The sequence below is a fragment of the Gordonia amicalis genome (genome assembly GCF_022059885.1).
GTDB classification, from domain to species: Bacteria; Actinomycetota; Actinomycetes; order Mycobacteriales; family Mycobacteriaceae; genus Gordonia; species Gordonia amicalis.
In genome coordinates, this window is the sequence record NZ_CP091855.1 from 3,100,798 (window position 1) to 3,112,406 (window position 11,609).

The 11,609-nt window shown below is 67.0% G+C and carries 11 protein-coding genes and 2 pseudogenes; 11 read left to right on the forward strand and 2 right to left on the reverse strand.

Annotated elements, in window-relative coordinates; genetic code table 11:
• The first annotated feature begins 2 nt into the window (after positions 1-2).
• The 5 genes and pseudogenes from IHQ52_RS14215 (at position 3) to IHQ52_RS14235 (ending at position 5,594) form a co-directional block, all read left to right on the forward strand.
• Complete coding sequence (locus tag IHQ52_RS14215; protein ID WP_024499317.1) at positions 3-209, forward strand: heavy-metal-associated domain-containing protein; 207 nt, start codon at positions 3-5, stop codon at positions 207-209.
• Positions 210-301: 92 nt separating this feature from the next.
• The gene (locus IHQ52_RS14220) at positions 302-1,261 is read left to right on the forward strand and encodes a hypothetical protein (RefSeq protein WP_024499316.1); all 960 of its coding nucleotides are present in this window, start codon (positions 302-304) and stop codon (positions 1,259-1,261) included.
• Between the two features lie 61 nt (positions 1,262-1,322).
• Positions 1,323-1,941 (forward strand): annotated as a pseudogene (locus tag IHQ52_RS14225) (cation transporter); the annotation flags it as partial.
• Positions 1,942-2,025: 84 nt separating this feature from the next.
• Entirely contained in the window at positions 2,026-3,261 is a 1,236-nt protein-coding gene (locus tag IHQ52_RS14230) for a tyrosine-type recombinase/integrase (RefSeq protein WP_005195314.1), read from the forward strand.
• 5 nt (positions 3,262-3,266) lie between these two features.
• Positions 3,267-5,594, forward strand: coding sequence for a tyrosine-type recombinase/integrase (locus IHQ52_RS14235; protein WP_157226812.1), 2,328 nt, complete (start codon positions 3,267-3,269; stop codon positions 5,592-5,594).
• Positions 5,595-5,914: 320 nt separating this feature from the next.
• Here the strand turns inward: IHQ52_RS14235 and arsD are convergent.
• Positions 5,915-6,298 (reverse strand): annotated as a pseudogene (gene arsD, locus IHQ52_RS14245) (arsenite efflux transporter metallochaperone ArsD); the annotation flags it as partial.
• Between the two features lie 19 nt (positions 6,299-6,317).
• Entirely contained in the window at positions 6,318-6,737 is a 420-nt protein-coding gene (locus tag IHQ52_RS14250) for an arsenate-mycothiol transferase ArsC (RefSeq protein ID WP_005195317.1), read from the reverse strand.
• Between the two features lie 78 nt (positions 6,738-6,815).
• Here IHQ52_RS14250 and IHQ52_RS14255 point away from each other — a divergent pair, with 78 nt between their 5' ends.
• The 6 genes from IHQ52_RS14255 to IHQ52_RS14280 are packed head-to-tail and all read left to right on the forward strand — an operon-like array spanning position 6,816 to position 11,541.
• Complete coding sequence (locus tag IHQ52_RS14255; protein WP_005195318.1) at positions 6,816-7,217, forward strand: ArsR/SmtB family transcription factor; 402 nt, start codon at positions 6,816-6,818, stop codon at positions 7,215-7,217.
• Positions 7,214-8,299 carry an ACR3 family arsenite efflux transporter gene (gene arsB / locus IHQ52_RS14260; RefSeq protein WP_005195320.1) on the forward strand — a complete coding sequence of 362 codons (1,086 nt, stop codon included), beginning with the start codon at positions 7,214-7,216 and terminating at the stop codon, positions 8,297-8,299. Before IHQ52_RS14255 ends, arsB begins: the two co-directional genes overlap by 4 nt.
• Positions 8,300-8,322: 23 nt before the next feature.
• Positions 8,323-8,982 (forward strand): arsenate reductase ArsC, encoded by a 660-nt coding sequence (locus IHQ52_RS14265; protein WP_005195321.1) that lies wholly within the window; start codon positions 8,323-8,325, stop codon positions 8,980-8,982.
• A gap of 27 nt (positions 8,983-9,009) precedes the next feature.
• Complete coding sequence (locus IHQ52_RS14270; protein WP_005195323.1) at positions 9,010-9,441, forward strand: arsenate reductase ArsC; 432 nt, start codon at positions 9,010-9,012, stop codon at positions 9,439-9,441.
• A 52-nt stretch (positions 9,442-9,493) separates the two neighbouring features.
• Positions 9,494-10,477, forward strand: coding sequence for a thioredoxin-disulfide reductase (gene trxB, locus IHQ52_RS14275; RefSeq protein ID WP_005195324.1), 984 nt, complete (start codon positions 9,494-9,496; stop codon positions 10,475-10,477).
• A gap of 2 nt (positions 10,478-10,479) precedes the next feature.
• On the forward strand, positions 10,480-11,541 hold the full coding sequence (locus IHQ52_RS14280; protein WP_005195327.1) for an ArsO family NAD(P)H-dependent flavin-containing monooxygenase: 1,062 nt from the start codon (positions 10,480-10,482) through the stop codon (positions 11,539-11,541).
• The last annotated feature ends 68 nt before the right edge of the window (positions 11,542-11,609 follow it).

Genomic DNA, 11,609 nt, shown 5'->3' on the forward strand with positions numbered 1-11,609 from the left:
TCATGAGCACATCGACAGTGATCGTCTCCGGAATGACGTGTGGGCACTGCGCGTCGTCGGTGCGTGAAGAAGTCGGAGCACTGGCCGGCGTGACTGACGTCGACGTCGACGTGGCCAGCGGGCACGTCACCATCTCCAGCTCGGCCCCGATCGAGCCCGACGCGATCCGCGGCGCGATCGAAGAGGCCGGCTACCACCTGGCGCAGTAGCCGATGGGGGGCTGAAGTGTCTGCCCCACTGGCGACTTCAGCCTCTCCCGGGCGGCGTGGGTGTCGCCACCACCGATGACAGGAATCCAGCGATGAATGTTCCAACCAAGCTCGGCGTCTTCGCCGCGGCCCTGCTGATAGTTTTCGCTGCGGCGTACGCCATCGCCGCTGGTGTCGCTCCCGACAGGGCGTCGACCTCCCCGGCTGAGTCCGCCCATGCCGATCACAATGCTGCACCACAGTCGCGAACATCCGCCTCGTCTCCGGGGGCCGATCAGGTTCGCGGAGTTTCGATGGCAGCAGCCGGCTTCATCCTGGGGAATGTGGTGGCACCCCATGCGTCCGGGGTGCAGGCACCGCTGAGCTTTGAGATCCTCGACGCCGCCGGGGCCGCGGTCACCGACTTCGCCGCCGAGCACGACAAGCAGCTGCACCTGATCGTCGTCCGCGCGGATGGCACCCACTTCCGACACGTGCACCCCACTCTCTCGCCCGAAGGGCGCTGGACGCTGCCCTGGCAGTGGGCGACGGGAGGCAGCTACCGGATCTACGCCGACTTCGTGCCCGCCGCCACCGGCCAACCCCTCACCCTCACCAGCACCGTCGAAGTCAGCGGTGACTACCAGCCGGCCCCACCCGCCGCCGAATCACGACAGTCACCCGTCGACGGGTTCGACATCGAACTGGCCGGGCACCTGCGCGCTGGAGCCGAGTCCGAACTGACCGTCACCGTGCGCCGAGCAGGACAACCAGTCACCACCCTGCAGCCGTATCTGGGCGCTTTCGGTCACTTGGTGGCCCTGCGACAGGGTGACCTGGCCTACCTGCATGTTCACCCAGAAGGCGCGGCACCAACCGCCGGTCAACTCGCGGGACCACAGGTCCGCTTCGCCACCACCGCCCCCACCCCGGGCCGCTATCTGCTCTACCTCGACTTCCAGGTCCAGGGCGCTGTGCATACCGCCACCTTCGTTCTCGACGTCCCCACCGGCGCCCCGGCCCCGACACCTGACTCCACGGCCCCCTCGGCCGATCCGCACGCCGGACACTAACTCGCTGACCAGCGCCACCCGGGGCACTGCGCCGAGGCATTCACCCAACGAGGAACCCCCCATGACCACCTCAGCTCCGATCCACCCACCTGCGGCCACCGCCGAGCAGACAGGCGCCGTCGATATCGAACTCGCCGTGTCGGGCATGACGTGTGCATCGTGCGCGGCACGCATCGAACGCACACTGAACAAACTCGACGGAGTGAGCGCCTCGGTGAACTACGCCACCGAAAAAGCTCACGTCAGCGCACCCGCCGGTGTCGACCCACACCTGCTGATCGAGACCATCGAACAGGCCGGATACCACGCTGCGCTGCCCGCCACTCCCACCAAAGGTGCCGCCCCCGACGATGACCCTTCGGACGACGACGGGGAGCTCGTGGCCTTGCGTCACCGACTGATCGGTGCGGTGGTTCTCTCGGTACCGGTGATCGCGCTGGCAATGGTCCCGGCGTTGCAGTTCACCTACTGGCAGTGGGCGTCGTTGACGTTGGCCGCGCCAGTGATCGTGTGGGCGGCATGGCCGTTTCATCGCGCCGCGTTGCTCAACCTGCGCCACGGTGCGGCCACCATGGACACCCTCATCTCGGTCGGCACCACCGCGGCGCTGTTGTGGTCGTTGTATGCGTTGTTCTTCGGCACCGCCGGACAACCAGGCACGACCCACGGGATGTTGACCGGACTAAGTTCGGACACGCCGAGGACGATCGAGGCGGGGGCGGTCAGCGTGGTCATTGTCGAGGGCACTGTTGAAGGGAGTGTCCGTGAACCGTGAAGACGCGAAGGGTGTGCCGACGAGGCTTCCGGCCTGGGGTCGTGTGAACCCAGTAGATGGGGTTCCGTTCTGGTCTCTGGTTGGACCGGACGATCGTGAGATCGAGCCGGTCGGCGAGTTTCTGAAGGAGTTGGTCACTCGTGGTCACCGCGCCGGGACGGTTCGGAGCTATGCGTATGACCTGCTGCGATGGTGGCGCTGGTTGCGTGTGATCGACCGGCCGTGGAACCGTGCCACACAAGAAGACCTGCGCGAGTTCGTTCTCTGGTTGTCTGATGCCATCAAGCCGGAAAGTGGTCGGCGGACCGTGTCCGTCTCGACCGCGGGCACGATCAACGCCGTCACACGCAAGCAGTACCTCGACGACCGCTACAAGCCGCGGACCATCCGCCACAGCAATGCGGTGCTGCGCACCTTCTACGAATGGGCCATCATCGAAGGGACTGGGCCCCTGGTAAACCCAGTCCAGTTGCGCAACGCGAGCCGGCGCGCCCATGCGCACCACAACCCCCTCGAATCATTCCGAACCGACGGCCGGCTTCGCTACAACCCGCCCATACCGAAACGTCGTCCGAGGGTCCTTCCCGATCCGGAATGGGTTCGGCTCTTCGGTGCGCTCACCTCCAATCGCGACAGGGCACTGCTGTCGATGGCGGTCAGCAATGGTGCCCGAGCTGGGGAGATCCTCGGGATGCGGATGGCCGACGTCGACTGGGGCGAGCAGTTGGTGCGGGTGACTCGTAAAGGTTCACGGGACGAACAATGGCTACCTGTGAGCGCGGAGGCGCTGCTGTGGCTCCGCCTGTATCTGTCCGAGATCGATGATGTGCAACCGAACGCCCCACTGTGGTGGACCCTTCGCGTCCGCAATCGTCGGGCTGGTGCGTCCCGCCAACCGATGAACTACGAAACGCTCCGAGGCGTCTTCCGTCGCACCAACGTCGCGCTCGGAACCAACTGGAGCATGCACGATCTGCGGCACACTGCCGCACGACGTATGGCCGACGACTCGAAGCTCTCGCTCCGTGACGTTCAGACAATCCTCGGCCACCGACAAATCGCCACGACCGTCCAGGTGTACCTGCACGAATCAGATGTCCAGGTGGCGTCGCGTGTACTCGAGCACCTGAGCAGGCCTTCACCACCACACCCCCTCGCGGGGAAGTCGCTGGGATACCGGGACCATGACATGTCTGTTCTGTTTGGCGGTGAGGATCTGTGCTGACGACAGTGGCAACTCCCTCAGTGACCGTCCGCCCCGAGCGCGTTCACGGACACCACGACGGCCACTCGATCGATGAGGTGCTTGCCGCCGTGGAGGCAGACCTTCGCTGGCGGAATCACCCGGTACGCGGCGAGCGGGCCGCGATCGCGCTGCGCGGCATCCTCGAGTGGCTCTCCACATTCCCCGGAACCGGCTGGCAAGAGCGGTGGTCAGCCGCATCGGGGAACGACTACCCGAGCTGGATCACCACCATGACCGAGCATCTCTCGGCGCGCGGAGTCGCCCGCAGGAACGTGATCGACACAGTGCCGGCGCTCCTCATCCATCGAGTGGTGATCGTCGACTACGCGTTCCTGCGCGCATACAGGGCACGAAGCCTGTACGAGACGGTTCGAGAGAGGCTCCGCCCCGATCTCTGGGAACGCATCGCCGCCAACGCACCGCGCGCCAAACTGACGGCGTACCAGTTCCGCGAAGCGCGGTTGGTGTTGAGCAAGATGGTCCTGGCAACCGGCCGAGACCTCAACCAACTGCAGCTACATGACTTCACCGACTATCTTGCAGACAACCGGCACTCCAACGGGTCCAACCCGAACGGCGTCCACGCGGCCTGGGATCTCGTCCGCGGGATTGCCCCCATTCCCGACAACGACCTGCTGACGTGTCTGAGAGTCGGCCAGCGCAGCGCCGAACAGATCATCGACCGATTCGCCATCCAGAACTCGGCTATCCGGGATCTCCTCGTTCGCTATCTCAACGAGAGGAAGCCAGCGCTGGACTACACCTCCTTCGACTCAACAGCCCGCCTACTCGGCTCCTTCTGGGCTGATATCGAAGCCCACCATCCGGGTGTCGACTCCCTGCACCTCAGCGACAATGCCGCGCGAGATTGGAAGCTGCGCTTGCGTACCGTCACGAATCGAGATGGGTCCACCAGACCGCGGCTGAATTACCTGGACGTGCTGATGGTTGTGCGCGCGTTCTACCTCGACATCCAGGAGTGGGCCCTCGCGGATCCCTATTGGGCTCCGTGGGCGGCTCCGTCTCCCGTGCACCGTATGGACACAAAGGGAATCGAGAAGGCCAAGCGCACCCGACAAGCCCGGATGCACCAACGCGTCCGCACTCGGCTTCCACATCTCGACCGTCTCGTGGACAGCGCAAACGACCATCGCGAAGACCGGGCGGCGCTTCTCGACCATGCGCGGAGGGCCCAACCCGGCGAAGAGTTCGAGTACCGCGCAACGAAATACCGCAGGGTCGACCCCAGCGACAAGCGACGCGTCAACGGCAACACGACGTTCGTTCACGTCATCGATCCAGCGGGCCGGCGCATCGACGTCGTCAAGGAGGAAGACGACGCCTTCTGGACCTGGGCTGTTATCGAGACACTGCGCCACACCGGAATACGAGTGGAAGAGCTCGGCGAACTCACTCACCTCGCACTCGTCACCTACAGGCCGCCGGATACGGGCGAGACGGTGCCACTTCTGCAGATTCTTCCCTCGAAGAGCAACGAGGAGCGCCTGCTGCTCGTCAGCCCCGAACTCGCCAGCGTCCTCGCCTCGATTATCACTCGACTACGCGGTGAGAACGATGGAGTGATCCCGCTGGTCGCCAGATACGACAAGCATGAGCGGACGACAGGTCCAGCGCTTCCGCACCTCTTCCAGTGCCGCAACGGGCACCGACGTTCAGTGATCGGGTACGGAACCCTGCGACGCCTTCTCGAAGAGGCGATCGAGCGCATCGGCCTTCGTGACGCGGCCGGCGAGCCGTTGCACTTCACACCGCACGACTTCCGGCGATTGTTCGCCACGGACGCGGTTACGGGCGGACTCCCGGTCCACATCGCCGCCAAGCTCCTCGGACACGCCAACATCACCACCACGCAGGGGTACGTCGCGGTTTTCCAGGATGAGCTGATCGGGTCCTACCGCCGTTACCTCGACCACCGTCGAGCGATGCGCCCCGCCGTCGAGTACCGGGAACCCACCGATACAGAGTGGGCTGAGTTCGAGCAGCACTTCGCGACCCGACAGCTTGAACTCGGCACCTGCGGTCGCCCCTACGGATCCCCCTGCAACCATGAACACGCCTGTATCCGTTGCCCGATGCTCCGTGTCGACCCCCGGGCGCGACCACGATTGGTCGCGATCATCGCGAACCTGCGCGAGAGGATCGCTGAAGCGCGAACAAACGGGTGGCTCGGCGAAATCCAAGGGCTCGAGACCAGCCGAGACGCGGCGATCCGCAAGCTCACGGTCCTCGACCGATCGGGCCCGTACGGCCGAACAGGCCTGGCCGACTTGGGTATCCCGTCGGCTCGCTGATCCGCTCAGGGCGAGACGGTCGTTCAGTGAACCAGCGGCACGCCGAAGTTCAAAAGAACGTCGGGAATTGGATGACCAGACCAAGTTCCAGTGGTGCGGGAGATTCTAGGTCGGCGGGAGGTTCGACTGGGTCGTCTCGGACGGGCGGGTCAGTGCATTCAGTGCGTTGATCCCTACAGGTTCAGTGGCCAGCATCGGCACGATCGCACTCCGGTTGTGTGTGCTGGTGATGGAGCTGATCTCGACGACTTCTGTCCCGGCACGCCGTCGGAGCAGCGGTGATGTCGGGTGAGCTGCAGCGATCGAGTTGTTGACCACCCAGGCCCACGGGTGGATCCGGCGTCGGTGGTGTCGGTGAGGCCGAGCATCTGGATCGCGGCGGGCGCGGCCACCGGTTCGGGGGCGATGCCGGCCCACTTGGCGAGCTGGGCGCGGTCGGGGTAGCGGCCGGTGACGGCGGTGACGCCGTCGACGAGGACGAGGGGCAGGCCCTCTGAGCCGGAGAGCTGCAGGAACGCCTTGACCGGTTCCCGCTCGGCGAAGGCGAGGGGCTCATTGGCGAGGTTGAAGCGGGCGATGTCGCCGCCCTGGGTGTTGATCCAGTCCATGTCGGCGGTGAAGGTGACCAGGGCCTGGTCGACGTCGTCGCCGCACACTCCGGTGTTGCAGCACAGTGCGGGCTCGAAAACCTCGATACGGGTCATCAGGGGGGCCTCTCAGTTCTCAGGGGTGGGTGGGGGCGGTGAGCTGGGCGGCGAGCCGGTCGACGCGGGCGGCGATGTCGTCGCGGACCAGGCGCATGCGGTCGATGCCGTCGATGCCGCGTTCGGACGGCTCGTCGGTGTCCCAGTTCTCGAACCGGGTCCCCGGGACGGGATCGACGTGGGCCTCGCGGCCGAGGGTGACCACCACGTCGACTGCCCGCAGCAGCTGCGGGTCGATCGCCTTCGGGGTCTCGGCGGTGATGTCCACGCCGACCTCGAGAAGCGACTGCGCGGACAGGGCGTTGACCGCGGCGCCAGGCTTGGTGCCGGCCGAGTGCACCTCGACCGCGTCGCCGGCGGCCTTGCGCATCAGCCCGGCCGCCATCTGGGACTTGCCGCCGTTCTTCACGCAGACGAACAGCACCGAAGGTTTGTTCACGCTCGGATCCTTCCGGGGTGGCCGTGTTCACCGGCCGTTCGGTTGACGAGTTGAATCGATAAGAGTCAATATAGACGTATGTCGAATCAATCGTCGAGTGGGGTCGAGGCCTGCTGCTCGCCCATCACGCGGGAGCCGTTGACCTCAGATTGGGCCTCTGACCTGGCCCGGATGTTCAAGGCGCTCGGGGATCCGGTGCGTCTGCGGATGCTGAGTCTGATCGCCAGCCACGAGAACGGCGAGAGCTGTGTGTGCGACATCTCCCCGGCGTTCGAGCTGTCGCAGCCGACGATCTCGCATCACCTCAAGGTGTTGCGCGAGGCCGGTCTGCTCGACTGTGAGCGCCGCGGCACCTGGGTCTACTACCGGGTGATCCCGTCCGCGCTCGCGCAGTTGTCGGCGGTGCTGGCGTCCGAGGTCGGTGTCGTCGAAGGCTCGGCCTGCGTGCCCGCAGCTGCGGTCGTGGAGGTGGCCCGGTGACCGAGACGACCACCCATCCCGCTGTTGTCGGCAAGCTCTCGACCCTGGACCGGTTCCTGCCGGTGTGGATCGGTGTGGCGATGGTCGCCGGCCTGCTCCTGGGCCGGATGATCCCCGGCCTCGGTGACGCACTCGGGGCCGTCGAACTCGACGGCATCTCCCTGCCGATCGCGCTCGGTCTGCTGATCATGATGTACCCGGTCCTCGCGAAGGTGCGCTACGACCGCCTCGACACCGTCACCGGCGACCGCAAACTCCTCCTCGGCTCCCTGCTGCTGAACTGGGTCCTCGGCCCGGCGCTGATGTTCGCGCTCGCCTGGATCTTCCTGCCCGACCTGCCCGAATACCGGACCGGTCTGATCATCGTCGGCCTCGCGCGCTGCATCGCGATGGTCATCATCTGGAACGACCTCGCCTGCGGCGACCGCGAAGCGGCCGCCGTCCTGGTCGCGATCAACTCCGTCTTCCAGGTAATCATGTTCGCCGTCCTCGGCTGGTTCTACCTCTCGGTGCTGCCCGGCTGGCTGGGCCTCGAACAGACCACCATCGACACCTCACCGTGGCAGATCGCCAAGTCCGTACTGATCTTCCTCGGCATCCCGCTGCTCGCCGGGTTCCTCACCCGCCACTTCGGGGAGAAGGCCAAGGGCCGCGAGTGGTACGAGGAGCGGTTCCTGCCGAAGATCGGCCCCTGGGCGCTCTACGGCCTGCTGTTCACCATCGTGATCCTCTTCGCGCTACAGGGCGACCAGATCACCTCGCAGCCACTCGATGTCGTCCGGATCGCGATCCCGCTGCTCGCGTACTTCGCGATCATGTGGGGCGGCGGCTACGCACTCGGCGCCGCAATGGGACTGGGCTACGAGCGCACCACCACCCTCGCGTTCACCGCCGCGGGCAACAACTTCGAGCTCGCCATCGCGGTCGCCATCGCCACCTACGGCGTCACCTCCGGCCAGGCCCTCGCCGGGGTCGTCGGACCGCTGATCGAGGTCCCCGTCCTCGTCGGCCTGGTCTACGTCTCCCTCGCGCTACGCAAACGCTTCAACCGCACGGACTCTCCCGCACCCATCGCTTCGTGACCCGAGAAGGCCAGGAGACGAACATGTCCCAGCATGTCGACCGCCATCAGTCCGAACTACTCGTCCCCGAGGCGGTCCTGCGGCGGGCCGCCGAGCATCTCGCCGGCAGATACGTCGGGGTCTTCTCCCCGGAAACGGTGGAGCGGACGGTGTTCGAGTCGTACGCCGCGCTCCGCGAGACCGCCACGGTGCACACCCATCTGACGGCGCTCGCGCCCAGGCTGGCCGCCGAACGCCTCACCGCCCGCGCCCACACCGACGGTTCCGTGGTGAAGACGGCGCCCGAGGTGCTGTTCGTCTGCGCCCACAACACCGGCCGCTCGCAGATGGCGGCGGCGCTGCTCGACCACCACAGCGGCGGCCGTGTCCACGTCCATTCGGCGGGCTCGGCCCCGACCGGCGGGATCGATCCCGCCGTCCTCGCGGTGATGGCCGAAACCGGAATCGACCTGGCCGCCGCGTATCCCAAGCCGCTGACCGACGAGGTCGTCGCCGTCGCCGACGTGGTGGTCACCCTGGGCTGCGGCGACGCCTGCCCGGTCCATCCGGGCACACGGTATCTCGACTGGTCGGTACCCGACCCGGAAGGGCAATCGCCGCACATGGTGCGCGCGATCCGCGACGAGATCGATATTCGTGTCCGCGGCCTGCTCACCGAACTCACCACCACCACCCAGGCCTGACCCCTCCATCTTCCCGAAAGGTTCTCGATGACCACCGATTCCCCGAACGCCACTCCGTCGGTCCTGTTCGTCTGCGTGCACAACGCCGGCCGCTCCCAGATGGCCGCCGGATTCCTCACCGCGCTGGCCGGTGACCGGATCGAGGTCCGCTCCGCGGGCAGCGCCCCGGCCGACCAGGTCAACCCCGCCGCGACCCTGGCGATGGCCGAGGTCGGCATCGACATCTCGACGCAGTCCCCGAAGATCCTCACCGTGGACGCGGTACAGGCCTCCGACGTGGTGATCACGATGGGCTGCGGCGACACGTGCCCGGTCTTCCCCGGAAAGTCCTACCGCGACTGGGTTCTCGAGGATCCGGCCGGTCAGGGTGTCGACGCGGTCCGCCCGATTCGTGACGAGATCAAGGCGAAGGTCGAGGCGCTGATCGCAGAACTGACCGCCGAGCCCGCCCGTTCCTGACCGACAACGTCCACCTCTTCGCCCCTGCGGGGGCCGCACGGAAGGCTCCTCATTGAGTACTGACGCGACCATCCACGACCTGATCATCGTCGGCTCCGGACCCGCCGGATACACGGCCGGCGTCTACGCCGCCCGCGCGGAGCTCGAGCCCCTGCTCTTCGAGGGCACCCAGTTCGGCGGCTCGCTGATGACCACCACCGAGGTGGAGAACTTCCCCGGCTTCCGCGAGGGCATCATGGGCCCGGATCTCATGGACGAGATGCGCGAGCAGGCCAAGCGTTTCGGCGCGGACATCCGCACCGAGGACGTCGAGGAGATCGAGCTGGACGGCCCGGTCAAGAAGGTCGTCGCGAACGGTGAGACGTACTACGCCCGCGCCGTCATTCTCGCGATGGGTGCCGCTGCCCGCTACCTCGGTATCCCGGGGGAGGAGAAGCTCCTCGGCCGCGGCGTCAGCGCCTGCGCCACCTGCGACGGCTTCTTCTTCCGCGACCAGGACATCGTCGTGGTCGGCGGCGGCGACTCCGCGATGGAGGAGGCCACCTTCCTGACCAAGTTCGCCCGCAGCGTCACCCTCGTGCACCGCCGCGAGGAGTTCCGCGCGTCCCGGATCATGCTCGAGCGCGCCAAGGCGAACGAGAAGATCCGCTTCGTCACCAACGCCGAGCCGGTCGAGGTGCTGGGTGAGAACAGCGTCACCGGCCTGGTGGTCCGCGACACGGTCACCGGCGAGCGGTCCACGCTCGACGTCACCGGCATGTTCGTCGCCATCGGCCACGACCCGCGCAGCGAGCTCGTCAAGGGCCAGGTCGACGTCGACGCCGCCGGCTACGTCCAGGTGCAGTCGCCGACCACCGCCACCTCCACCGAGGGTGTCTTCGCGGCCGGCGACCTGGTCGACCACACCTACCGTCAGGCCATCACCGCGGCCGGCACCGGCTGTGCCGCCGCGATCGACGCCGAGCGCTGGCTGGCCGACCAGGGGGAGATCACCGAGAACACCCTCGCCGCCGCGGGCGAGCCCGTCACCGTCTGAGCATGATGCAGCAGCGATCGGTGACCGACATGGATGTGGTCGTGATCGGTGGCGGACAGGCCGGGCTCGCCGCGGGCTACTACCTGCGGCGAGCCGGGCACCGGTTCGTGATCCTCGACGACCAACCGGTACCCGGCGGGGCATGGCCACACACGTGGCCGTCGCTGCGGCTGTTCTCCCCGGCGGAGTTCGCGGCCCTGCCGGGATGGCCGATGCCGCCGTGGCCGGACGGTTTCCCGCCCGCCTCGCACGTGGTCGACTACTTCACCGCCTACGAGGAGCGCTACGACCTGCCGATCAAGCGGCCCGTCCGGGTCACCGGTGTGGACCGCGACGGGCAGCACCTCGCCGTCACCACGAACCAACGGATCTGGCGGGCCCGGCGGGTGATCAGCGCGACCGGCACCTGGCAGCAACCGTTCTGGCCGCTGTACCCGGGTGCGCGGGAGTTCACCGGCCGCCAACTCCACACGGTCGACTACCGGCAACCGTCGGACTTCGCTGGCGCCCGGGTGGTGATCGTCGGTGGCGGCAACTCCGCCGCCCAGCTCGTCGCCGAAATCTCCACCGTGGCCACCACCACGTGGGTGACGACCCGGCCACCCCGCTTCCTCGCCGACGACGTCGACGGGCGGGTGCTGTTCCAGGTCGCATCCGAGCGCGCCGCGGCGATCGCCGCCGGGAAACCCGATCCCGGCGGACCGGCTTCCCTCGGCGACATCGTCATGGTGCCCGAGGTGCGTGAGGCCCGCGATCGTGGTGTCCTGCAGGCGCTACCGATGTTCGACCGTCTCACCCGAGACGGCGTCGCCTGGGGAAACACGGTTCAGCACGCCGATGTCATTGTGTGGGCCACCGGCTTTCGGCCCGCGCTGGCCCACCTGCGTCCGCTGCGGTTGCGCGAGCACGACGGCACGATCGCCGTCTCGGGCACGAAGGCGCTCAAGGAGCCCCGCCTGCACCTGCTCGGCTACGGGGACTGGACCGGCCCCGGCTCGGCGACCATCCTCGGCGTCGGACGCACTGCCAAAGCTGCAGTCGCCCAACTCGACCTCGACGACTGACCACACTCGTCCGATAAGGGACCGGCGACGAGCGCGCCCACGTTCACCCGGACGCTTCCGCGGTGTGG

Excerpts from the sequence above, each read along its gene's own strand:
- IHQ52_RS14215 (WP_024499317.1), top strand. The coding sequence starts at position 3 with ATGAGCACATCGACAGTGATCGTCTCCGGAATGACGTGTGGGCACTGC.
- IHQ52_RS14220 (WP_024499316.1), top strand. The coding sequence starts at position 302 with ATGAATGTTCCAACCAAGCTCGGCGTCTTCGCCGCGGCCCTGCTGATA.
- IHQ52_RS14255 (WP_005195318.1), top strand. The coding sequence starts at position 6,816 with ATGTCGAATCAATCGTCGAGTGGGGTCGAGGCCTGCTGCTCGCCCATC.
- IHQ52_RS14265 (WP_005195321.1), top strand. The coding sequence starts at position 8,323 with ATGTCCCAGCATGTCGACCGCCATCAGTCCGAACTACTCGTCCCCGAG.
- IHQ52_RS14270 (WP_005195323.1), top strand. The coding sequence starts at position 9,010 with ATGACCACCGATTCCCCGAACGCCACTCCGTCGGTCCTGTTCGTCTGC.
- IHQ52_RS14280 (WP_005195327.1), top strand. The coding sequence starts at position 10,480 with ATGATGCAGCAGCGATCGGTGACCGACATGGATGTGGTCGTGATCGGT.